The sequence below is a fragment of the Chitinophagales bacterium genome (assembly GCA_040877935.1).
Classification (GTDB): Bacteria; Bacteroidota; Bacteroidia; order Chitinophagales; family CAIOSU01; genus JBBDNB01.
In genome coordinates, this window is sequence record JBBDNB010000040.1 from 34,819 (window position 1) to 58,283 (window position 23,465).

General features: G+C 40.2%; 19 protein-coding genes and 1 other RNA gene. 7 read left to right on the plus strand and 13 right to left on the minus strand.

From position 1 onward, the window contains the following. Nucleotides 1-127: 127 nt before the first annotated feature. Nucleotides 128-691: a peptide deformylase gene (gene def / locus WD048_10470; GenBank protein ID MEX0812629.1), complete on the plus strand. Its 564-nt coding sequence runs from the start codon at nt 128-130 to the stop codon at nt 689-691. Between the two features lie 285 nt (nt 692-976). Beyond that, entirely contained in the window at nt 977-2,962 is a 1,986-nt protein-coding gene (locus WD048_10475) for an OmpA family protein (GenBank protein ID MEX0812630.1), read from the plus strand. Nucleotides 2,963-2,976: 14 nt separating this feature from the next. Here the strand turns inward: WD048_10475 and WD048_10480 are convergent, their stop codons facing one another. The 4 genes from WD048_10480 to WD048_10495 all read right to left on the minus strand — a co-directional run bounded on the left by WD048_10480 (nt 2,977) and on the right by WD048_10495 (nt 9,065). Continuing rightward, the gene (locus WD048_10480) at nt 2,977-5,025 is read right to left on the minus strand and encodes an OmpA family protein (GenBank protein MEX0812631.1); all 2,049 of its coding nucleotides are present in this window, start codon (nt 5,023-5,025) and stop codon (nt 2,977-2,979) included. A 24-nt stretch (nt 5,026-5,049) separates the two neighbouring features. After that, nucleotides 5,050-6,039, minus strand: coding sequence for a PorP/SprF family type IX secretion system membrane protein (locus WD048_10485; protein MEX0812632.1), 990 nt, complete (start codon nt 6,037-6,039; stop codon nt 5,050-5,052). A gap of 145 nt (nt 6,040-6,184) precedes the next feature. Then, entirely contained in the window at nt 6,185-7,906 is a 1,722-nt protein-coding gene (locus tag WD048_10490; protein ID MEX0812633.1) for a T9SS type B sorting domain-containing protein, read from the minus strand. Between the two features lie 85 nt (nt 7,907-7,991). Further along, the gene (locus WD048_10495; protein ID MEX0812634.1) at nt 7,992-9,065 is read right to left on the minus strand and encodes a hypothetical protein; all 1,074 of its coding nucleotides are present in this window, start codon (nt 9,063-9,065) and stop codon (nt 7,992-7,994) included. 556 nt (nt 9,066-9,621) lie between these two features. On the opposite strand from WD048_10495, the gene WD048_10500 reads away from it, so the two are divergent. Beyond that, complete coding sequence (locus tag WD048_10500) at nt 9,622-11,325, plus strand: Na/Pi cotransporter family protein (GenBank protein MEX0812635.1); 1,704 nt, start codon at nt 9,622-9,624, stop codon at nt 11,323-11,325. A 10-nt stretch (nt 11,326-11,335) separates the two neighbouring features. Here the strand turns inward: WD048_10500 and WD048_10505 are convergent, their stop codons facing one another. The 9 genes from WD048_10505 to WD048_10545 form a co-directional block, all read right to left on the minus strand. Further along, nucleotides 11,336-11,878: an inorganic diphosphatase gene (locus WD048_10505; GenBank protein MEX0812636.1), complete on the minus strand. Its 543-nt coding sequence runs from the start codon at nt 11,876-11,878 to the stop codon at nt 11,336-11,338. A gap of 51 nt (nt 11,879-11,929) precedes the next feature. Then, nucleotides 11,930-12,967 carry an agmatinase family protein gene (locus WD048_10510; GenBank protein ID MEX0812637.1) on the minus strand — a complete coding sequence of 346 codons (1,038 nt, stop codon included), beginning with the start codon at nt 12,965-12,967 and terminating at the stop codon, nt 11,930-11,932. Nucleotides 12,968-13,069: 102 nt separating this feature from the next. Continuing rightward, nucleotides 13,070-13,378: a helix-turn-helix transcriptional regulator gene (locus WD048_10515; GenBank protein MEX0812638.1), complete on the minus strand. Its 309-nt coding sequence runs from the start codon at nt 13,376-13,378 to the stop codon at nt 13,070-13,072. Between the two features lie 404 nt (nt 13,379-13,782). Beyond that, on the minus strand, nt 13,783-14,109 hold the full coding sequence (locus WD048_10520; protein MEX0812639.1) for an iron-sulfur cluster assembly accessory protein: 327 nt from the start codon (nt 14,107-14,109) through the stop codon (nt 13,783-13,785). 64 nt (nt 14,110-14,173) lie between these two features. Continuing rightward, nucleotides 14,174-15,337, minus strand: coding sequence for a cysteine desulfurase family protein (locus tag WD048_10525; protein ID MEX0812640.1), 1,164 nt, complete (start codon nt 15,335-15,337; stop codon nt 14,174-14,176). A 169-nt stretch (nt 15,338-15,506) separates the two neighbouring features. Further along, nucleotides 15,507-18,245, minus strand: a complete 2,739-nt coding sequence (infB, locus tag WD048_10530) for a translation initiation factor IF-2 (GenBank protein ID MEX0812641.1) — start codon at nt 18,243-18,245, stop codon at nt 15,507-15,509. A 19-nt stretch (nt 18,246-18,264) separates the two neighbouring features. Further along, a complete protein-coding gene (gene nusA / locus WD048_10535) occupies nt 18,265-19,512 on the minus strand; it encodes a transcription termination factor NusA (protein MEX0812642.1) in 1,248 nt (415 codons plus the stop codon). Between the two features lie 4 nt (nt 19,513-19,516). After that, entirely contained in the window at nt 19,517-19,993 is a 477-nt protein-coding gene (gene rimP, locus WD048_10540) for a ribosome assembly cofactor RimP (GenBank protein MEX0812643.1), read from the minus strand. 102 nt (nt 19,994-20,095) lie between these two features. Next, entirely contained in the window at nt 20,096-20,821 is a 726-nt protein-coding gene (locus WD048_10545; GenBank protein MEX0812644.1) for a DUF4197 domain-containing protein, read from the minus strand. A gap of 306 nt (nt 20,822-21,127) precedes the next feature. On the opposite strand from WD048_10545, the gene WD048_10550 reads away from it, so the two are divergent. From WD048_10550 to WD048_10565, 4 genes are all read left to right on the plus strand, one after another. After that, entirely contained in the window at nt 21,128-21,892 is a 765-nt protein-coding gene (locus tag WD048_10550) for a Smr/MutS family protein (protein ID MEX0812645.1), read from the plus strand. Between the two features lie 27 nt (nt 21,893-21,919). Continuing rightward, nucleotides 21,920-22,331, plus strand: an RNA gene (rnpB, locus tag WD048_10555) — RNase P RNA component class A. Nucleotides 22,332-22,343: 12 nt separating this feature from the next. Further along, a complete protein-coding gene (locus tag WD048_10560; protein ID MEX0812646.1) occupies nt 22,344-22,925 on the plus strand; it encodes a DUF3109 family protein in 582 nt (193 codons plus the stop codon). A gap of 47 nt (nt 22,926-22,972) precedes the next feature. Then, nucleotides 22,973-23,446: a TspO/MBR family protein gene (locus tag WD048_10565; protein ID MEX0812647.1), complete on the plus strand. Its 474-nt coding sequence runs from the start codon at nt 22,973-22,975 to the stop codon at nt 23,444-23,446. Nucleotides 23,447-23,465 lie beyond the last annotated feature (19 nt).

The window sequence follows — 23,465 nt, forward strand, 5'->3', positions numbered from 1 at the left end:
AGTTAAGCGATAGTGGTAAAATGATGATTTGTAGAACAACCCTTAATTGCTATAAAAGAAAGCAGCTAATTTTTGATTATTTTTGCACTTGAGAGTACTGCTTCAGCAATTAATAAATTAAGCAATAATGATTCTTCCAATAGTAGCTTTTGGCGACCCTGTGTTGAGACAGGAGACCAATGAAATTGATCAGAACTATCCAAAATTAAACGAGCTGATCGAAAACATGAAACAAACCATGCACAATGCTCCCGGTGTAGGGCTTGCTGCTCCACAGATAGGACTGCCCATCAGGCTTTTTGTGGTTGATACCGAATCCATTTATGAAGATGAAAAAGGAAAAGAAGACCAGGGCATTCAAAAAGTATTTATCAATCCCATCATAACAGAAGAATGGGGTAAAATATGGGACTTTGAAGAAGGCTGCCTGAGCATTCCGGGCATTCGCGAGAAAGTAAAGCGGCAGAGGAATATCAAAATTGAATATTACGATGAAAACTTTATCTTGAAAGAAGAAGCTTTTGACGGACTAAATGCCCGCGTGATACAGCACGAATATGATCATATTGAAGGTGTTTTGTTTACCGACCATTTGGGTGGGATGAAAAAAAGAAGGCTTCAGCGCAAATTAAGATCCATCAGCAAAGGAGATATAGATATTGCCTATAAAATGCGCTTCCCAAAAAAATAAGCGGGATTCCTATTCACTTGGGTTGAGGTTTAAGCCCAAAACCAGCTTTTTTCCTTAGGCTATTTTCCTGATTTATTCACATTTCTCTTTTTTTAAAGGAAAGTGTCTTTTTTTTAAGTCAATTCAATACCCTGAAATCATCAAAAAACAAGTTCTGGTGCATTTTAAAATTTCTACAATTTTAAAATTATTTACCTTAGAAAGTAATAACCTGATTACAATAATTATTTAAGGGTATTCAGAGCAATAAATAATTTCAGAATTCAGGTTAATAATTTGAGGAATATGTACTTCAGGTGTTTTATCACAGTAATTATTTTGAGTTATTGCGTTGTTCTATCGCTGTCTGCTCAAAATAATGGACTCGATAAAAATGCTGTACGCATTAGCAAGGATAAAATAAAACCTGGAGCAGCAAATAGCCTGAAAACTGAAAAAGCAGCATTCGTTTTTCAAAATCTGCACAAATTAGATTTTTACCAGCACGAGAATAATTTAAAGCGGCTTAAAAAATTTCATCAAAAGGAGAAATGGGAGGATTTATTGCCCTTGCTGGAAGATTATATTAGCAAATTCGGAATTTTGAACTTTGCGCATGACAGCGACTTGCTCTGGATGCTCGGCCAATTGTATGAAAAAAATAATGAAATAGAACACGCCAAATGGATTTACAGGATTTTGCTCAAAAACATTAAGGAAGATGCAGACAAAGTGAGAAAGAACTTTGAAGCATATAATCCGGAAAAGCCCTCAGATTATGTGCCTATTGATTATTATTACGAATTGGTAGAATACCGCAGGCAAATCGATACCATACAACCACCACAAGGGATATTGCTCAATATGGGAGACTCTATCAATTCTCCATATGCAGATTATGGGCCAGCATTAAACAGCAGTGATGATATATTGCTGTTTACATCTAAGCGCAATATTATGCGCAATAGAGGAGATGAATTTGTTAACGAGGATATTTTTTACAGCGAACGACTAGGCCCCGACCAATGGACAGCTGCTCAAGCATATGAAGGAATTAACAGCGCTTACAATGAGGGCTCTGCTTGTCTGAGTCCTGACAATCAAATGATTTATTTCGTGCGCTGCCATGCACCGGATGGTTTTGGAAATTGTGATATATACAGTGCCGAAAGAAAGAGAAACGGTTCCTGGGGAAATGTCAAAAACCTCGGCCCGAATGTAAACAGCGAAGAATGGGATTCTCATCCCGCGCTTAGCATAAGTGGTGACACTTTGTATTTTTCTTCGGGACGCAAAGGTGGTTTTGGCGGGACTGATATTTATTATTCTGTAAAAGGGAAAAATGACAAATGGGGCAGAGCATACAATCTTGGCCCCAAGATAAATACCATAGGTGTAGAAGTCAGTCCGTTTATCCACCCTAAATTCAACCTGCTCTATTTTAGCTCAAACAATCAGTTGCTGAATTTTGGCAATTTCGACATTTACAAAAGCTACTATATCGATGGAGATTGGACAGAGCCTAGAAATATTGGCCCATTGGTAAATGGCAAAGGTGATGAATTTTATTTCACAATAGATTCTGAATCGAAGCAGCTATTTTATGCCCGCTCCGAGGGAAAGAATATGGAAAACCTTAACCTCTATTCTTTTCCACTACCTATGGAAGCACAACCAATGGCTTACACCAATTTTTCAGGAGTTTTGATCGATTCCAGTTCTGGAAAACCTTTGAAGGGGATGGTTTCTGTTATTGATTTGAGTAGAGGTATTGAAGTTGCGCCAAAATTTATAAGAGAAGACGGGAGTTTTGATTTCAACCTGATTGAAGACAATGAATATTTGCTCGTAATTCAGGGCGAAGATTTCTTTCGTATTGAGCAAGCATTCAGATTGAATCAGGATACAAGTTTCACTGTGAATGCAGAAATGATCAACAAAGTGCGCATCAAATTTGAGAGTATTGAATTTGCCAGCAACAGCGCTGAGATATTGCCTGAAATGAAAGGCGACCTGATCAAACTCGTGGACTTTATGCTGGACAATCCGGATAAAAAATTAAAAATTGGCGGGCATACTGACTCAAAGGGCGACCCAGCTCACAATAACGAGCTATCACAAGACCGGGCAGATGCCATTAAAAAGTTTATCATCGACAAAGGTAAAATAGCTGAGGAGCGGATTATCGCCATAGGTTATGGCAGCTCAAAACCGATCATTAAAGAAGAAAAAACCGATGAAGACCGCAGAATCAATCGCAGGGTAGAATTTGAGATTCTAAGAAGTTATTGATCTGAATTTGATAATTACTGCCCTTCTTTGAAAAGCACTTGATCACCTTCAAATTCAAATTCACCAATTACTTTATATTCTGTCCTCCTGTTCATGGCACGGCCTTCAGGATTATCACTGCCATCGGGTTTTGTATTGGGTGCAATGGGTTGACTTTCGCCATAGCCTTTTGCAATTAACTGATCTTTTGACACGCCTTTTTCAAGCAAATAATCTACACAGGCCTGCGCTCTTTTTTGGGATAAACGCTGATTGTAACCGGCTGATCCAATACTGTCGGTATGAGAAGAAAGCTCAAATATCAGGCTTTCATTTTCTGAGAGAATTGTATAAAGCTGATCAAGGGTTTCTTTTGATGCTTCATTGAGTTCTGCGCTGTTGTATGCATAATAAATATTGCTTAGCGTATAGGACTTGTCTTTTCTGATTTTTTCCAAAGTAGCATCCACTTCAAAAGTATCCGACTCAAAAACACCTTTCGTTTGGATGCTTTCAGTAAAAGTGAAATAGCCTTGTTTTTTAAATTCCATTTCAAAATCTTTACCGGCCTTCAGATTGTGAAAATAACTTGTAAGGTTCTTGTTTGAATCAATGGCAAAAAGTGCTCGTTTACCATTCTCAACACTGTAAATTGCTATGTCCACCCCTTTAAGCGGACTTGTTGTTGTAGAATCTACTTGTTCTTTAATTTTACCTTTTACAGCAAAATCGGGGACAAACAAATCTTTGGCCATAAAAATATCATCGCAGCAGGTTTCACTTTTCAGACCAATGATACCGGGACGATTGGAAACGAAATAATAGCTTCGCCTGTCTTCTCCGGGGGCGTAAAACTGATCATCGGCACTGGAGTTGATTGGGTAACCCAGGTTAACTGGTTCAGTCCATTCTTGCAAACTTCCTTCAGCACTGAAATTGTCGAAACCGCCCAAGCCCGGATGCATATCAGAACTGAAATAAAGCAGGCCATGCTCCGCATAGTAAAGGGGTGTTTTTTCATTGCCCGAGGTGTTGATCACCGGGCCTAAATTGTTTACGCTATTTACTTTCCCGTTTTCACCAACCTCTGCATAATAAATATCATAGCCGCCTTCACCATCATTTCTGTCAGAGGAAAAATAAAGGATGTCAAAATCTCCTTCAGACTCCGCAACGGCCGGATGTGTGTTGTTTGATTTGGATGCATTCACTTCATTTCCAAGTGCTACTGCTTCCGACCATGATCCGCCAATTTTTGTAGTCTGAAATATCTTACAAGTGATATTGGCATTGCCTTCGTCCTGACATTTTGTAAAATATGCCCTTTTACCATCCGCAGATAAGCTGAAATTACCGGAGTGGAAATCAGGACCATTGAATGGTGGAGACAAAGGTTTTACGGCTTTCCAATTTTCTCCTTTAGGAGCAGGTATTTTAGTATAAATTCTGGAATAATGCTTTTTATTTCCCCGGTAAAATTGCTGATTTAGAATGCTATCCATATTCAATGAAGAATAATAAAATTCAGCATCATAAACACGTGGAGCATACTCTGTAAAAGGGCCATTTACAGGCCGCTCCAAATGTGTGACTTTATAATTCACCGAATCTTTAATCAATTTCTTGGCAAACTCACAGAATTCAATTTTCTGTTTAGCCCTATCTGACCAGGGCGCGGTGTTTTTCTTTACTGCATCAGCGTAGGTATTTTTAGCTGCATCATATTTGCCTTGCATATTCAGCATCAATGCTTTGTAATAGTAGGTCTCGGCATTGGTATTGCCCGCGGAAATAGCTTTTTTAAAATGTGATTCTGCATTTTTATAGTCTCTGGCTTCCATGTAGCAGTAGGCAATTTTGTAAAACAGTTGATTGTTGCCTGGGCGTTCCTCCAAAAAACTTTTATAGAGCTCCATAGCCTGAAAATAATTGCCATATTCAAATGCATTGTCAGCGAATTTCAGCTTTTTCTTGTAGGGCAAATCTTTGAGGGGATCCTGTTTTTCTGCATTGGAGTTTTCCTGCGCAAAAAGCAGGTATGGTAAGACAATAGCAAGTATAAAGATTAGGGATTTAAATTTCATTATAAATCTTCTGTTAGTTGTTTATTAAAATCTCGGACAATACAGCGATGGATCTACTTCGGGAACAGGCACATAAGGAGCGGTATAAGTCAATGATAATTCCGCAGCTCCATTTGTGGCATTCAATGTGGAAGCATTAACATCATATGACAATCCAAGTTTAAAGCTGTGGTACTGAAGTCCTACATAAGGTATTACAGCATCTTTTACGCGGTAAAATGCTCCGAGCAAGAGCTCGGTTTTTTCTTTGAGGTTGATGGCAGAAGCAAGTCCGAAATTATGCTGTGAAGCTTTGGCCTGATGCATATATAAATAGGCAGGTAAAAGCGAAATTTTATCGTTCAACCGCCAGTCAAAGCTCAGGTTCGCATTGTATCTTCTTGGTACATTACCGGCTCTGCTTTGGTCGGAAAAAGAAATTTCAGGTTCTAAAATATGAAATGCTGCTACACCAAATGAAAAACGCAAGTCTTCCGATAGCCTGGAGTTCCATGCAATGCCTATATTTAAATCAAAATTGGCAGCATTGCCCGCAAGACCCTGATCCGCCCCTCCTCCAACAAAATTATTGAGCTCATCATATTGGTCTCCAAATTTAATATCCTGCAAACTATACTGAAGATAACCACCCTGAAGCCCAAATGACAATGCGTGATTTTTTGCAATTACTTTGTGATACGCTACAGAAGCCATAAAATTGACACGCTTTAAATTTGCTCCGGCAGAACGGTCATTCACAAAATAGGCACCCACACCAATCATATCACTATTTTTCAATCGAATAGGTGCATCTGCAGATAAGCCTGGTGTTGAAAAAGAAGTTCTTCCATTGATTGGTCCCGGCCACTGATTGCGATAAATTGCTGTAGCCCTAAAGCTTCCATCAAAGTTTCCCGTCATTGCCGGATTAAAAAAGACTGGTACATTAAAAAATTGTGAGAAATGCACATCCTGGGCTTTTAGCAATTCACTCCCGAATGTGAAAATTATAATAACGACAATTAATTTTTTCATCTGTTTAAAATTTTTCTGCTTGTTCCAAAAATGCAGAAAAATTTCTGCACAGATGGAACCGCTTCGCTCTCACATGAATTTATTTTAATCATCTTCATGTGTGATTTTTGATTAAAAAAATTCATGCTTGTTTGGATTATTAATTTTATCTAACGAGAACAAAATCACCGGATTCACTTACACGACTTCCATTTGGAAGTTCAATGTCGGCTCTGAAAAGATAAGTGTCCATAGCTTGTAGTGTTCCTTTATATCGCCCATCCCAGTTTCCTGCATTATCTGTATAGATCAATTCCCCCCAGCGATTGTATATTTTGAACTCCAGCACTTCCACTCCTTCACTCTTGATAATTTCATAATTGTCATTGTGGCCATCCCCATTGGGAGTGAAACCCTCTGGAAATACATAAAGCGTATGGTCAACGTTAACAACTACAGTATCTGTTTTTCTACAACCATTCTCATCTATTACTGTAACAATATAACTGGTTGTGGAATCGGGAGAAGCTGTCACATATTCACCGGTAGTGTTATTTAATCCAGCATCCGGCTCCCATAAGTACTCGTAAAAAGGAGCACCTCCCGCAGTGTATATTACCTCAAGGTCGGTTGATGTGCCATATGAAATTGTAACATCGGCACTTGCCTCAAGCTCAAGACTGTCCGGTTCATAAATTACAAGCGTATCTGTTGCCTGGCAATTGTTAGCATCGGTGATAGTAAGGCTATATTCGCCTGGCGATAGACCGGAAATACTATCTCCGCTTAATCCCGGGGCATTCCATTCGTAAGTGAAATCCGGGGTTCCGATAATCGCATCTACAACTATAACTCCATCATTATTTCCGTAACAACTCACATCATTCACATTTGAATAATCAAGGCTTGGACTCGGTCTGGCCAGAGCATATGCTTCGTATTGATAAGTGTCCCAGCCATTAATTGCTAAAGTATTGAAAGCACCAGATACTCCGCCCGGATTGGGGCGTGTGCTTTCCCATTGTGGAACACCTTCCCAGTGTGCTACTTCGCTCCAGTCGCCATCGGATGCAGCATCGTAGAAGAAAGTAAGATCAACAGCGCCCTGACCTTCTGTGGTATCAATCAGGTGATAAAATTCGGGGTTGATCTCGCAAATATCCGGGGCAGTTTCACTTCTGTCAAATCCTTCACTCGTAGCATCCACATTAGCCATTCTTACTTCAAAGGTTTTGGGGTTGGATACTGGCGGAGTGATTGTAATAGGTCGATAACGCTGAGTGCCAATAGATGAACCTACGGGAAAAAGATAAGTAGTATCCCTGTTCATTTCCCTGGAAAGCCTGCCATCAGCAAGACTGCTTACAAAACCTGTTGTTCGTGAAACTGCACTTACTCCGGGGTTTATCACAAACATTTTACTGGTATCAGTGGCCAATTCCCTGTCATTGAGCTCTAAAAGACTGTTGACTTTGGCATCAATGGTTTGTGTTTTAATTCCTGTTCCTGTCAATTGCAAGTGGTAAAATTCCGTAACGGAATCACCGGTGATCAATTGATTGGCACCGTACAATTCTACTGTGCTTGAATCTGCTATAAAGACCCCGCTATTTTCCCAGTGTCTTTCCACTTCGTAGCGGCCTTTGGCCATTCCACCTGTTGCGGTATCAGTATTGATAAAGTCCTCTTCTATAATAAAACGCCCCGCATTACTGATGTATCCCGTTTCATTGTTTACCGAATTGGTTTTTACAATTACCAGTGCACTGTCCTTGATGGAAATAAGTGCCCCGTTGTTGTTGACCAGTGCCTGGGAAAAAACACTGAATAAGGATCCTGCGAACAGGAGCAATGTTAAAAACAATTCTTTATAATAATTGATCTTCATTATAATTTCAGCTTAAGTATATGGCAAAAATTGTAGGTCTAAGTTAAGAATATTTATAGTTTCTCCTGTAAGGGCAAAACTGGTTTTATTGCAATACGGAAAGTGTCATATGATGCGAATCGTGGGTGCTTGGCCACACAACGGCATTTAAAGTTCCAAAGATTCCATCAGTGTATCCCTGTACCCTTAAGGTATAAGAATTTCCTACTGTTAGTCCGCTGATCACTTTTGTAAATGTACAGCTCCAGGGAGTAATAGTGCCGGTAACATCATCATAGCTTTGCATGGTAGTGTTTGTTCCACCTATGGTGCTATTGTTTGTAGTGTTTCTTACCCTAAAAAGCACATTGGCCATAGAATTGGTATAGGCAAAACCCGAAGCAGAAAACATTACCAAAGCAGTTGATTTGGTAGCTGTAAAAGTCAAGGTGCTTAATCCGGGCACATTGGAATATGAAGCAGCCGTAATTTCAATATTAGAAGTAAGTGAGGTGCTAACTACATCTGCTGTGGGGCCGGGAGGTCCTTGTGGTCCTGTCGCTCCCTGAGGGCCTGTTGCGCCTTGAGGCCCGGCTGGTCCTGTTTGACCGATTGGCCCCTGTGGCCCTGTTGGTCCAGGATCGCCTTGCGGCCCCTGTGGACCTGTCTGACCTATTGGTCCTTGAGGGCCTGTGGGACCAGGGTCACCTTGAGGTCCCTGCGGGCCTTGCGGGCCTTGCGGGCCTTGCGGGCCAGTTTGACCAATCGGTCCCTGTGGACCGGGGTCGCCTTGAGGACCTTGTGAACCAGGATCGCCCTGTGGTCCTGCCGGCCCGGGACTACCTTGCGGACCTTGAGGGCCTGTTGCTCCCGTGGGACCAACTGGTCCTTGCGGACCCTGTGGGCCGGGCGTTCCTACTGCCCTAACCCAAACAACTCCATCAAAATACCAAAACTGGTCATAATCGGTATCATAGACCATTAGCCCCCGAGCAGGACTGGCAATGGCATTTCTTTCCGTAGAATCCATTCGGGGAATCAGTATGCCTTTCTCACTAGATGATAAGTCGAGAATAGCACTGGGGTCGGGGTTGAGTGTACCCACTCCAACATTATCCTGGGCAAAAAGAAATGCTACACTAAATACCAGTGCAGCAAGAATCAGAATATTTTTTTTCACGACAACATTTTTTTAAATGACGACTAATATAGAATTGACGATCAAGCTGACTAAATTAATCAAAGTGTAAGGTTTTTTCAAGTATTATTTTTCAATCTATAAATATAGAGTTTATTGGAGTATTGTTATTCTTTCAATTTTGATACATCATCCTTATTTTGCATTGCATTCAAATTGAGTGAAATTTATTTATACTTTTAACCTGATTTCGATAATTATTTAAGAGCTCAGAAATTCACTAAAACGTAATAGGCAAGGCGCGTTTGAGAAGGTTTATCGGGATAAATCAAGCAAATGCAACGCAGCAAATTGTGTTTTATGGATTTAAAATGCCAGAAAACAGCAATCTTCTTCCCGGAAATATCTCAAAATAGCCCGCTATTCCATCAATATTTCCAGTCGAATCTCACTATTTTCTGGCATTCTGAGCAATAAAGAATTTCCGAACTCAGGTTTTTAGAGAGTCCACTTTAGAGAATTAACAATTAGTTAATCATTTGTTGGAATAGGTGCCAAATTTGATACTTATTTTTGCTTAACAATTTCTTAATACCAGATGACCTATACCATTTTAGATTTCCTGCAACTTATCGGCTCCCTGGGGCTTTTTATTTACGGCATGAAAATAATGAGCGATGCCCTTCAAAAGCTGGCAGGAGAAAAGCTTAGAAGTCTTTTGCGCTCTGTTACTTCTACAACTTTTAGCGGTGTACTCTCAGGGTTTCTCACAACAGCTCTTGTGCAGTCTTCTTCTGCTACCACTGTAATGGTTGTAAGTTTTGTAAATGCCGGAATTCTCACACTGAGCGAATCAATGGGTGTGGTAATGGGGGCAAACATCGGCACCACCATTACAGCATGGATGATAGCCATAGTGGGTTTCAAATTTGAAAGCACTACAATCGCCCTCATACTCACAGGCCTGGTTTTCCCATTACTTTTTTCCAGAAAAGCTGCTTTTCAGAATATTGCAAGTTTTATTATTGGCTTTGCCGTATTGTTTCTCGGATTAAGCTTGTTACAACATACCATCCCTAACATCGAAAACAACACACAAATTTTAGATTATTTTGATCCTTTTATCAATTCAGGCTTTTTGAGCACTTTGTTTTTTATAGCAGCGGGGATCATACTTACCATTATACTGCAATCTTCAAGTGCATCAATGGCTTTTACAATGGTAATACTGGCGCAGGGATGGATTACATTTCCGCTTGCTGCGGCAATGGTTTTGGGAGAAAATATTGGCACTACAGTAACAGCAAATATTGCTTCATCAATTGCAAACGTACATTCCAAACGAGCTGCGCGCTTTCACTTTTTCTTCAATTTTCTCGGGGTAATTTGGATGGCATTGCTTTTAATGCCTTTTATCAAAGGTCTGGATTTTGTTTTGTCTGAAACATTCAGTGCATCGTATTCCCTTTTTGACAGCAACCCCGAATCGCGACAAAATGCAACTATTGCACTGGCTTTGTTTCACACTGCATTTAATGTAATCAACACTGTATTCCTTTTCCCGCTAATTCCTTTATTCGACAGACTGTTAATTCGCATACAACCTACAAAAGACGCCAGTGATGAAGAGTTCAGGTTGCAATACATTTCTTCCGGGGTGATGTCCACACCAGAGCTTTCGCTTGAAGAGGCACAAAAAGAACTTCAGAATTTTGGAAAGGTACTCGATAAAATGGGCTACAGTTTTTCAGCCCTGCTTTTTGACAATCCAAAAAACAAGAAAAATATTATCGATAAGCTAAAAAAGCGGGAGGAAATCACCGATGATCTGGAGCTGGAAATTGTGAATTACCTGACAAAAGTCTCAGAATTTGATTTGAGTTTTGCTTCTTCCAAAATAGTACGGAATATGCTGAGCATAGCTAATGACATGGAGCGCGTGGCAGACATTTATTATCAAATGACACGAAACTACGAGCGCATGCAAAAGCACAATATAAAGTTACCTGAAGATGCAATGCAAGAACTAAGGGAATTTTTAGACCTGGTATATTCAGCGCTGAAAAAAGTACGAAAAAATTTAAACCTGCCTTTCAATGAAGTCGATATTAATGAAGCTCAGGAGCTGGAAGACCAGATCAATAAAATGCATAAAGACCTAAAAAGGAACCACTACAACAGGTTGGAGAAAAATATTTACAGCCCTCGTGCCGGGGTTATATATCTAGACTACCTGAACCGCGCAGAAAAAATAGCCGACCACCTGATCAATGTGGATGAAGCAATGGCTGGGGTGAAATAGGTTTCCTTGCTTACTTTCTTATTTGCTTATTATAGCGTTGAATGGCATTTTCCAGAATTTCGATCGCTTTGTCTTTTTTCTGGAATTTGTCCACAAAGACTTCTTTTTCTTCAAGTTTTTTGTACTGTTCAAAAAACTCCCTGAGTTCTGAACTGAACATAGGAGGCAAATCACTGATGAAATTGATGTGGTTGACACTCATATCATCAACAGCTACTGCAATGATTTTATCATCGGGCTCTCCCTGATCGATCATTCCCATTACACCGATTATTTTTGCCCTTACAATACAGGAAGGGTTTAGGGCAATTTGAGAAAGCACCAAAATATCGAGCGGATCGTGGTCTTCACCCAGGGTTTGAGGAATAAACCCGTAATTGGCAGGATAATAAACCGAAGAATACAGCACTCTGTCGAGGCGAATCAGCCCTGTAGTTTTATCCAATTCATATTTTGCCCTGCTTCCTGATGGGATTTCAATTATGGCATCGGTAATGGCTTCTTCTTTATTGAAATTAACCGGCACATCATGCCAGGGATTGAATTGTGTCATTTGCTGGGTTGTATTATTGTGTGAGAAATATTCAGGTCAAAAATAAGCAAATCAACTGGCAAGACCGCAAAGCTGGTAAAGCAAGCGCGATCCGACATTTCCATCCCAGTCATCATTGCCGGGAGTTACTTCACACAGGTCAAAACCAATGATTTTTCTGCCACTTTCTTTTAAAAGCTGAATCAGGTAAATTGTCTCCTCAAATTGCAATCCACCGGGTACAGGAGTGCCGGTATTGGGGCAAAGTGCCGGATCCAGTCCATCGATATCAATTGATACATACACCTTTTCGGGCAGTTCATCAATTATTTTCTGAAAGAGCGCATGAACTGTTTCACCTTGCATTTGAGCGCGTTTAATTGCTTTATCATAATAGACAGCTATGCGTTTATTTTGATTCCTGGCAAAATCCAACTCTTCCTGGCAATAATCCCGGATACCAAGTTGTACTATTTTCTCAACTTGACCGAGCTGAAGCGCATTGTAAAATATAGATGCATGGGAATAAGTAAAACCTTCATAAGCCTTGCGAAAATCCATGTGGGCATCAACGGTAAGGATTCCAAAGCTTTTATGCTGTTTTGAAAGTGTTCTCAAAAAACCCAATGGTGAACTGTGGTCGCCTCCCACAAGCCCGACAATTTTTCCTTTATCCAGCCAAAACTGTGTTCTTTCTTCCACCCATTTGTTCATTTTTTCGCAGGCGGCATTTACCTCCTTATAATAGGATTTCAGCTTTTCATCCTTTTGGGGATCTTTTCCGAGTTCCAGGGCCTCAATAATTTTGGCGGCCTTTCCTTTTATCGTTTTCCCCAGTGTTTTCAATGCCTCATCCACCTCGTCCATCGCAATGCCTCTTTTCCACAAATCGGGATAATCATAGTGGCAAAGATCCATTTGAAGCGAAGCCTGCAAAATTGCCTCGGGGCCATTCCAAGCGCCATTACCATAACTTACCGTTGCTTCCCAGGGAACGGGGATCAATACAATGTCGGATTGCTCGGTAGTAAAGGGCAGGCTATAAATTCCCGCTTCTACATTTCCCGGATCATTGGGATTAAAGGATTGGATGATTTCTTCTTTGGTCATTTGAAAAAAATAATTAGGCCTTGAGGGCTAGAATGGTAAAAATAGAATTGTAAAAGTAAAAATACTAAACCGCAAAACTTTCCCCGCAGGCGCAGGTGTTGGTTATAGGTCCAATGTTAATTTAAGATTTCCACCAAGTCCTTTGCGGATAATTCTCATCAGTGTCGAAAGCCTAATATCACTGGCATTGTTTTCAATCCTTGAGATATAATTTTTTGTTGTGCCTGTCCTAAGTGCCAATTCTTCCTGGGTTAAGTGCCTTTGTTTACGAGCTTCCTGAATTAACACACCTATTTTAAAGGCTTCAAAACCTTCTTCGTATTTGTTTCGGGAAGCAGTGCCAACTTTTCCATATTTTTTATCCAGATGATCGTCCCAGGAAACTAATTTATCATTTGTTTTGGTCTTCATAGTATTGCTTTTTAAGAAGTTCTGCTTTTTTTATTTCGCTTTTGGGAGTCTTAGATGTTTTTTTCTGAAAACCGTTTAATAAAATTATGAGCTTGCCTTTATCAAAAAAGCAAAAAATGCGGTAAATATCGCTTCCAACTTTTACCCTCATTTCAAAGAGCCCATCTGCCCCCTTTAAATGCTTGAAAAATTTTTCAGGAATAAGCTTCAGGGTTCTGACAAGCCCAATCACCCAATCTATTTTATTTTGTACAGGTTTTGTTTGAGCATTGTAGAATTTCCAAAACTCATTCCCATAAACAAAAGTTTTCCTTTTAAAATTTTCACTCACTACACAAAGTTACCCATTTAGGTAACATTTTGCAATTTTTAATTGTAAAAAGAATCAGGTTTTTAAATAAGTATCAAACCGCAAAACTTTCCCCGCAGGCGCAGGTTCTGGAAGCATTGGGATTGTCAAAATAAAAACCCTTTCCTTCCAGTCCATCTGAGAAATCAAGCGTGGTGTTGAATACGTAGAGAAAGCTTTTTTTATCGGTAACGATTTTCACGCCTTTGTCTTCAAAAACCTCATCGCCATCGCGGTTTTCATTGTCAAAATCCATGTTGTAGGTAAAGCCCGAGCAACCTCCGGCCACCACGCTTACCCTGACAAAATAATCATCGCCAAGACTGTCTTTTTTTCGGATACTTTCAATCTGTTTTTTTGCTTGATCGGATACAAAAAGCATATGTTGCGGTTTTTTACAAATTTAGAAACGAATGTACTCTTTTTAAGTTCAAAATTTTGAAGCTTTACAAAGCCCTCAATTTTTCAACAGCCCTGGACAAAACCTCCAGCACAAACTCCATCTCCTCTTGTGTAGTGTCTTTCCCCATAGACAAACGCAGTGAAGCATCGGCTTCAGTATCGCTTAAGCCCATTGCCGTTAGTACATGCGAAGGCTGCATAATGGCAGAAGTGCAGGCCGAACCCGTAGAACAGGCCAGATCTTTCGCCAGTAATTTAATCAGCCGCTCACTTTTGATGCCTTCAAATCTTAGATTAAGCGTATTGTTGATGCGCTTTTCAAAATCCCCGTTTACATGCCAGCCCTTGAGTTTCCGCGACAGGTTTTCCAAAAAAAAGGCACTGAGATTGCCCCAGTACAAATTCCTGTCTTTATATTCCTTTGCAGCCCATTTTGCTGCTTCGCCCATGCCTACAATTCCAGGAACATTCAAGGTGCCCGAACGCAACCCTTTTTCATGCCCGCCCCCGGTGATTTGCGCCTGTAGTTTTACACGCGGATCTCTCCTTCTCAGGTAAATGGCTCCCACGCCTTTTGGTCCATAAAATTTATGGGCACTTAGGCAAAGCGCATCCACTTTTGTTTCCTGAATGTCCATTTTTATTTTTCCGGCAGCCTGCGTAGCATCTGAAAACAGAATTACCTTATGTCGATGCGCCATTTCAGCAATTGCTTTCATATCCTGGATTACCCCTGTTTCATTATTGGCCCACATTATGGCAATTAGAATGGTATCAGTCCTGATTGCATTTTCCAGTGTTTTTAAATCGATCAATCCATTTTTATCAACTGGCAAATAAGTAATTTCAAAACCCTGCTTTTCAAGATCAGCGCAGGTATCGAGTACGGCTTTGTGTTCAGTAGCGCAAGTGATGATGTGCTTTCCCTTACTTTGATAAAGCCCCGCCACACCCCTCAGGATTAAATTGATACCTTCTGTAGAGCCGCTTGTAAAAGAGATTTCAGATGCATCGGCATTGAGCAGTGCAGCTATCTGCTTGCGGGCTTTTTCAACTGCTGCATCGGCCACCCAACCATAAGCGTGGGTTTTGCTGGCGGCATTGCCAAATTTCCCTGAAAAATAGGGATACATTTTTTCCAGCACTCTTTTATCCACGGGAGTAGTAGCATTATAATCCAAATAAACAGGGGTATTATAAGGTTTCATCTGTTCAAAATTTATTTTATGTCACCTGACTTTGTCGGCAGCTAAAACAAGTACAAATCAATGATATACCAAAGTTAGCATTCTAAATTCTATGTGATAAAAACAAAAACCCTTCAAACTATTTTAGCTTGAAGGGTTTGCTTTAGGTTATAGCTCTTGATCAGATAAGTTACAATTTACGCTTCACTTCTTTTTCCTGGTAGCATTCTATAATGTCACCTTTCTGAAGGTCATTGTAATTTTTGATCTTAATACCACATTCCTGTCCGGAAACAACTTCTTTTACTTCATCTTTAAAGCGCTTGAGAGATTCCAATTCTCCACTGTGCACTACAATTCCCTCGCGGATTACACGGATTTTTTCGTTCTTGTAGATTTTTCCATCAATTGCTTCGCAACCACCTACAGTTCCCACTTTGGTGATTTTGAAAATCTCCTTGACTTCAAGGTTGCCGGTAATGTTTTCCTGAATGGTAGGCTCCAACATTCCCTCCATGGCAGTTTTCAGTTCATCAATAGCCTGATAGATAATAGAGTAATGCCTGATCTCGATATTTTCTTTTTCGGCCAATGATCTGGCAGCCTGGGAAGGACGTACCTGAAAGCCAATAATAATAGCATCTGAAGCTGAAGCGAGCAGCACATCGGATTCGGTAATTTGCCCTACACCTTTGTGAACAACACCTACCTGAATTTCATCGGTAGATAATTTCATCAATGCATCTGAAAGCGCTTCAATTGAACCGTCAACATCCCCTTTGATAATAACATTGAGTTCTTTAAAGTTGCCCAGTGCCAATCGTCTGCCGATTTCATCAAGTGTAATATGTTTTTTGGTACGCAAGCCCTGTTCACGCATAATCTGTTCGCGTTTTTGAGTAACTTGCTTGGCTTCCTGGTCACTTTCTACAACACGGAAAACCTCTCCTGCCTGTGGGGCTCCGTTGAAGCCCAGTAATTGTACGGCAGTTGAAGGGCCAGCTTCTTTTTTGCGCTCACCGCGCTCGTTGAACATGGCTTTTACTTTACCATAATATACTCCGGCAGTAACAACATCACCTACATTTAAAGTCCCGTTTTGAACCAGAACAGTAGATACATATCCTCTACCACGGTCAAGGGATGCTTCAATAATAGTCCCGGTAGCTGGTTTTTTTGGATTGGATTTGAGTTCAAGCAATTCAGATTCTAACAATATTTTTTCAAGAAGCTTGTCAATATTTAAGCCCTGTTTTGCTGAAATTTCCTGACACTGGAACTTGCCGCCCCAGTCTTCTACAAGAAGATTCATACCCGCCAGTTGTTCTTTTATTTTTTCAGGATTGGATCCAGGTTTATCAATTTTGTTGATGGCAAATATCATTGGGACACTTGCTGCCTGAGCGTGACTGATGGCCTCTTTGGTTTGCGGCATTACACTGTCATCTGCTGCAATTACAATTACTGCAACGTCTGTTGCTTTTGCACCCCTGGCTCGCATAGCTGTAAAAGCTTCGTGACCTGGAGTGTCAAGGAAAACTACGCGTTTTTCATCTTCTGTTATCACCTCATATGCACCGATATGTTGCGTAATACCACCTGCCTCACCTGAGGCTACATTGGCCTTTCTAACGTGATCAAGCAATGAAGTTTTACCATGATCAACGTGTCCCATAACAGTGACAATTGGTGCGCGTTCTACCAGGTCTTTTGGATCGTCTTCTTCTTCTTCAATAATATCTTCTTCCTGATCTTCGATATCAATAAACTTAACCTCAAAGCCAAATTCATCAGCTACCAATTCTATAACCTCGGCATCTAAGCGTTGATTGATGGAAACGATAATGCCCAGTTGCATACATTTGCTGATCACTTCTGTAGCAGTTGTATCCATCATAGAAGCCAATTCGCTCACAGAGATAAATTCTGTAACCTGCAATGTTTGGCTTTCTATTTCATGCTGCAATTCTTCCTCCTCGGTTTTTGCAGCTATATCCTGGCGTTTTTGTCTCCGTAATTTAGAGCGTGTTTTTCCGCCTTTCTGACTTCCGCCAAGCTTGGCAAGTGTTGCTTTTATTTTTTCTTCAATTTCTTTTTCAGAAACTTCCTGGGGTTCATCCGATCTTTTCTTCTTGTCTGGTCCTTTTCTCGATGAAGTGCCGGGTTTATCGGTAGATTTAATAAATCTTTTTCTGCGTTTCTTTTTGGCTCCTTCTTTCTTTTCGGCAGCTTCTTTTTTCTCCTTTTTTTTGCGCTCTTCAAACTTATCGGTAATGTCGATTTTGCCGAGTACTTTAGGCCCCTGAAGATTGGTCTTCTGGGTTTTTATTTCGTGGGCTTCTTCTATTTCCTCTTTCTTCTCTTGATCTGCTTCTTTCTTTTTGGCAACTTCTTCTGTGCTTTTTTCTTCTTTCTTCTTTTTCTCTTTTTCTTCTTCTTTCTTTTCTTCTTTTTCGGCAGCTTTTTTCTTCTTATCGGCATCAAGGTCAATATTGCCAATTACTTTGGGGGCTTTTAAGTTGGTTTTTTCTTCGCTTTTCTCTTCTTTTTTTGGAGTCTCTTTTTCTTCTTCTTTTGAAGCTGGTTTTTCTTCTTTTTCAACAACTTCTTCAGTTACACCCGGAGAGTTAATAAACACTTCATCAGAATCTTCTTTGGCTTTTTCCTTAGAAGATTTTTTTGCATCAGAAATAGATACTTCTTCCCTGTTTGAAGCTCCCAGGTTAATGTCGTCAGCTTTTTCCTTAGCTGCAGCATCTTTCTGAAACTCCATTAGCAATGCAGTATGCATTTCTTCGCTGATCTTAGTGCCGGGATTGTTTTTTACCTCATATCCTTTTTCTGTTAGAAAATCGGTGAGGGTTTTGGTTCCTACGCCAAGATCTTTGGCCACCTTGGCCAGTCGCTGTGCTTTTTTAACTTCTGACATGTATTCTTAGTACTCTCTTTTATTCTTCTAAATCAAATTCAGATTTAAGGATTTTCAAAACCTCTTTAACGGTTTCTTCTTCCAAATCTGTTCTGCGTACCAATTCATCCACTTCCAACTCGAGTACGCTTTTTGCAGTATCGCACCCAATGCCTTTCAGTGCATCAATGATCCAGTCTTCTATTTCGTCTGAAAATTCTTCCAGTTCAATATCGTATTCTTCATTTTCATCAATATCCCTGAAAACATCAATTTCGTAACCGGTAAGTTTACTTGCAAGCTTGATGTTCATTCCGCCTCTGCCAATTGCGAGAGAAACCTGATCCGGTTTCAAAAATACATTGGCTTTTTTATTTTCATCATCTACTTCCATTGAAGTGATCTTGGCCGGTGCCAATGCCCTTTGTATTAAAAGGTTGTTGTTTGCTGTGAAGTTGATAATATCAATATTCTCATTTTTTAGTTCACGAACAATGCCATGAATTCTTGAACCTTTCATTCCTACACATGCGCCAACAGGGTCTACACGATCGTCATAGGATTCTACAGCTACTTTGGCTTTTTCACCGGGTTCCCTAACAATTTTTTTGATCGTAATAAGTCCGTCAAAAATTTCCGGGACTTCCATTTCCATCAATTTGGCAAGAAATGCTTCATCAGTTCTTGAAAGAATAACTACCGGATTGTTGTTGCGCATTTCCACACGTTTTACAACAGCTCTAACAGTATCTCCTTTTTTGAAGAAATCGCTGCGAATCTGTTCGCTTTTTGGCAGGATCAGTTCATTGCCTTCTTCATCTACACAAAGAATTTCCTTTTTCCAGGTCTGGTATACTTCTGCGGTAATAATTTCTCCAACACGGTCTTTGTATTTCTTATAGACTTCGTCTTTTTCAAGCTCGAGAATTCGGGAAATAAGCGTTTGACGTGCAGCCAAAACAGACCTTCTGCCAAAACTCATCAGGGTGATTTCCTCATAAGCTTCTTCGCCAACTTCATAATCGGGCTCAATTTTAAGTGCATCTGAAATTGCAATTTGCTCCAGAGGATCTTCAACTTCACCGTTTTCTACAATTTCTCTTCTTCGCCAAATTTCAAGGTCACCTTTGTCAGTATTGACAATGATATCAAAGTTGTCATCAGAACCGTATTTTTTTCTAAGCAGAGTTTTGAAGACATCTTCCAATACCTTCATAAGTGTAGGACGGTCAATGTTTTTAAAGTCCTTAAACTCCGAAAATGATTCAACTAAATTTAATTCGCTCATCGCTTTAAAAGTTAAGTTTCAATTTTGTGGATTTAAAATCGTCAAATAAAATTTCATGCATTTTTCGATCTATTTCCTTTTCTTTTTTGTCTTTCAATATTTCTTCAAGAATAATTTTCTGATCATCAGCATCTTTCAAAAAGCCTTCTAATTTTTTGCCGCTTTTCAATGTTACTTCCACCTCCCGACCAATTCTTCTTTTGTACTGTCGCAGCACTTTCAAAGGGTTGCTCATTCCAGGAGAGGAAACTTCCAACACATATTTTTCTCCAAGCGGTTGTTCAGTATCGAGATAAGTTTCTAAATAACGACTTATCTCAGCACATTTTTCAATTTTAATGCCATCGTCACCATCAATATACACCTCGATCTTTTTACCGGGCGAAACCTTTATATCTACAAGGAAATATTCCGGTTCGCTTTGCAACTTTTCATTGACAAGACTTTGCAACTGCTCTTTTATGTTCTGAAAATCGATCATCGAAATTACTAATAAAAAGAGGGGACTTCCGCGCCCCCTCAATTTTCAGCACAAAGATACATCTTTTTAAGGATTAATCAATCTTTGCCAATTAATTCAATTTTAATTGTCTTGCTTGGCAAATACCTTTCTGAGCAAATCAGTTACGCGATTGCTGACATTGTTCCTGATTTCTTTTTCTTCTTCAGAAACAAGATGAAAAAGCCCCTTTAATCCACGGTCTGTTGTATAATCTGCTAGGTCGGTATTGATGGGTTCTGCACCCAATCTTTCCCCAAGTGGACTGTTGATGTATGAATTGTATTCTGAGATAAGCGTGTTCCAGGTTTGTTGTGCACCTACTTTGCTTAGTGAAGTTTCTATTTTGGGTTTAAAAGCCGATTTTAAATCAACAAATGTTCGGTCTTTCAGATAAACAGTAGCTGCAGAATCTGTTCCGTTTAAAATACCAAGAGCATCATTAATGGTAATTCCGGTGATGGCATCTATGAAAATAGGTTTGGCTTCTCCAGCAGCATCTTCGGCTGCCCTGTTTAATTCTAATTCAAGTTTGTTTAATAGGGACTCACCGTCAATAAAAGGTATTTGCCTTACGACATTGGCAACATTTTCAACTTCAGGCGGCAAAAATATTTTTATGGCCGCATTTGCATAATAGCCGTTTTCCCTATTGGCCTGGCTTACTGATGTGTCGGTGCTCACTTCAAGCGCTTCTTTTAAACCGGCTGCAATTTCTGAGTCAGACAAACCCTCTAATTCCTCACAAGCGGAAAACAAAAACAAGAGGGCAAGTGCTGGCAGAAATAGTTTTTTGAATTTTTTGGACATAATCGATTTGTTTTTGAATTTTAGGATAATAAAGTTAGGTAAATTTTCTTTTCAATTTGAAATTTTGAAAAGCATCGGGTAATGATCAAAAACCTTTCCGTTTATTATCTTGCAGCTTCATCACACGTTTTTCCGCTTAAGCTATTCTGTTGCTTCTTTCTTTTTCTGGTATTTTTTTGTCCACCAATTTCCAGAAACTGAGCAATCTCCCATTTTAATTGTTGAAGATATTGAAGCTAAGCGTTAATCATTATGTTGAATACCAATATCACTCGGTATCTTTGGGAAAAATAGCCACTTATTTAAATGTCGGAATCAAAAGAAAAAATACTAAGCATGGGCATTTACCTGATTATGGAGCCCCAATATTATGCCATAGACAATAGTCTGTCGGGGTTTTTGCTCGGTGTCTATAACAATACAGAAGATAAGCTTTCTATAGAACTGGAAATCTGTTTCAGTGAATCAGCAGATGAAGAACACGATCTTGAGCTGGAAGGCAATGAATGGGCGGAGTTTTCTGAATTTGACCTCAAGCAATTCCACGACACGCCCCAACTGAATATTGACATAAATTGGCCTGAAAAGCACAAATCATTCAACAAAAAACTAAAACCAAAGGCAAAGCATGTTGCCCATATTCCGCCAATGATTGTCCAGTTGGAGACTGCTGCTTATTGTATTGAAATTTGGAAATCAGTGGAGAAAAAACAAGTTGCAAAACAAGAGCTGAGAATAGACCCGGAACTTATACGCGAAGCATTGCTCGACAACAAAAGTGGGAACGAAATAATCGACATTGAAGATTGCACAGAAGAAATGGACATCCATGCCGATAAAATGGGATTGAGTTCCATTGATATTTCCACTGGTGCTTTGGACTATCAGTTATCTGCCTTCGAACAGGGGCTGGACCGAGCTATTGCGAATGGTTTGCATTCTTTTTTGGTAATCCACGGCAGAGGTACTGGCATTTTAAGAAAAGAAGTACACCGCAGGCTCAAAGCTCATAAACAGGTCAGGCGATTTAGCTTGTGTAATGACAGTGGCGCTACTTTGATAGAAATATGATGTTGATTCTTCGTAAATTTACACCGGGCTGTAAGCCGCTCTATCGCCTCGTTGCAAAATACGGGGAGGAAAGTCCGGACGACAAAGGGCATTGCACCACCTAACGGGTGGGGTTTCGATTTATCGGAACACAGAAAGTGCCGCAGAAAATAACCGCCCCGTACCCGCAAGGGTCGGGGCAAGGGTGAAAAAGCAGGGATAAGCGCCTGCTGCTTTGCCGGGCAACCGGTAAAGCGGGTAAACCTTGCAAGTCGAAAGATCAAATATATCCCGCTTCCCTTTTGGGAAAAAGCCTGCCCGGTCGAATCCCGCACCTTCGGGTCGGGATGGCGGGAGGGGTTGATCGATAGAGGCTGTGAGCGATCATGGTCCCAGATAAATGATAGAGGCTTTCGGTTTTCCGAGAGTACAGAATCCGGCTTACAGGCTTACAGCCTAAATTTTTTTCACTATGCTGCTGATAGAAGATAAACTGGTACATCCCGAAATTGCACAAAAGCACTTTGTATGCGACCTGAAAGCCTGCAAAGGAGCTTGCTGTGTAGAGGGTGAGGGCGGAGCACCGCTGGAAAAGGGGGAAATAGAATTTCTAAAAGACCATATTGATAAAATAAAGCCCTTTCTCACTGAAGAAGGGAAAGCCGCCATAGATAGGCAAGGTGTTTACACTGCACACCCCAATGATGAATATCAGCGCAAAACAACATTGATCAATGGCGGAGCCTGTGCTTTTGTCAATTATGAAAAGGGCATTGCTGTTTGTGGAATTGAAAAAGCCCATGAAGCCGGACATATTGATTTCAAGAAACCGGTATCCTGTCACCTCTATCCCATTCGCATTGAAAAAAGCCGCGCAGCAGCAAATGAAATCCTGCGTTTTGATGATTGGGAAATCTGCGACCCGGCCTGCAAACTGGGCGAACAATTGAAAGTTCCTTTGTATAAATTCCTGAAAGATGCACTAATCCGCAAATACGGCAAAAGCTTTTATGAAGGATTGGAGGCAACAGTCACGTATTTAAAAAGTGAATAATTAAAACCTAATTTGTAATTTCCTGTTTTTCCAGACAAACCCAAAACATGAAATTCTTCCTGCATTTTGCTCTGTTCCTTGTTGTAAATTTTGCTGCGCTGGGGATAGGGTCACTTTTTATGGGTGATGCTGTTGGTGGAAAATGGTATCAATCACTGAACAAAGCTCCCTGGACACCACCGGGTTGGGTTTTTGGTGTCGCATGGTCTTTTGTTATGTTCATGCTAAGCCTTTTCATGGCATTTGTAGTCCAAAAACATAAGGCTTGGAATATTGGCAAACCTGTTATTTTGCTTTTTTGGATTCAATGGATTTTGAATGTGGCCTGGAATTATATTTTCTTCAACCAGCAGTTGATTTTACCAGGCCTGCTGGAGATTACTTTGCTGTTTTTTGTTGTTTTTGCATTGTTTTATAGTGGATATGGTGAATTCGGTGTTAAATCCTTTCTTTTGCTGCCTTATATCATTTGGGTGCTGATTGCAGTATCGCTGAATGCTTATATTTTTATGTTTAATTGAACATTGATAAATTCAGTTT

Coding starts and splice junctions, on each gene's coding strand:
- nusA (MEX0812642.1), bottom strand. CDS start 19,512: ATGAGCGAATTAAATTTAGTTGAATCATTTTCGGAGTTTAAGGACTTT.
- WD048_10500 (MEX0812635.1), top strand. CDS start 9,622: ATGACCTATACCATTTTAGATTTCCTGCAACTTATCGGCTCCCTGGGG.
- WD048_10510 (MEX0812637.1), bottom strand. CDS start 12,967: ATGACCAAAGAAGAAATCATCCAATCCTTTAATCCCAATGATCCGGGA.
- def (MEX0812629.1), top strand. CDS start 128: ATGATTCTTCCAATAGTAGCTTTTGGCGACCCTGTGTTGAGACAGGAG.
- WD048_10480 (MEX0812631.1), bottom strand. CDS start 5,025: ATGAAATTTAAATCCCTAATCTTTATACTTGCTATTGTCTTACCATAC.
- WD048_10545 (MEX0812644.1), bottom strand. CDS start 20,821: ATGTCCAAAAAATTCAAAAAACTATTTCTGCCAGCACTTGCCCTCTTG.
- infB (MEX0812641.1), bottom strand. CDS start 18,245: ATGTCAGAAGTTAAAAAAGCACAGCGACTGGCCAAGGTGGCCAAAGAT.
- rimP (MEX0812643.1), bottom strand. CDS start 19,993: ATGATCGATTTTCAGAACATAAAAGAGCAGTTGCAAAGTCTTGTCAAT.
- WD048_10550 (MEX0812645.1), top strand. CDS start 21,128: ATGTCGGAATCAAAAGAAAAAATACTAAGCATGGGCATTTACCTGATT.
- WD048_10515 (MEX0812638.1), bottom strand. CDS start 13,378: ATGAAGACCAAAACAAATGATAAATTAGTTTCCTGGGACGATCATCTG.
- WD048_10475 (MEX0812630.1), top strand. CDS start 977: ATGTACTTCAGGTGTTTTATCACAGTAATTATTTTGAGTTATTGCGTT.
- WD048_10525 (MEX0812640.1), bottom strand. CDS start 15,337: ATGAAACCTTATAATACCCCTGTTTATTTGGATTATAATGCTACTACT.
- WD048_10520 (MEX0812639.1), bottom strand. CDS start 14,109: ATGCTTTTTGTATCCGATCAAGCAAAAAAACAGATTGAAAGTATCCGA.
- WD048_10490 (MEX0812633.1), bottom strand. CDS start 7,906: ATGAAGATCAATTATTATAAAGAATTGTTTTTAACATTGCTCCTGTTC.
- WD048_10505 (MEX0812636.1), bottom strand. CDS start 11,878: ATGACACAATTCAATCCCTGGCATGATGTGCCGGTTAATTTCAATAAA.
- WD048_10560 (MEX0812646.1), top strand. CDS start 22,344: ATGCTGCTGATAGAAGATAAACTGGTACATCCCGAAATTGCACAAAAG.
- WD048_10485 (MEX0812632.1), bottom strand. CDS start 6,039: ATGAAAAAATTAATTGTCGTTATTATAATTTTCACATTCGGGAGTGAA.
- WD048_10565 (MEX0812647.1), top strand. CDS start 22,973: ATGAAATTCTTCCTGCATTTTGCTCTGTTCCTTGTTGTAAATTTTGCT.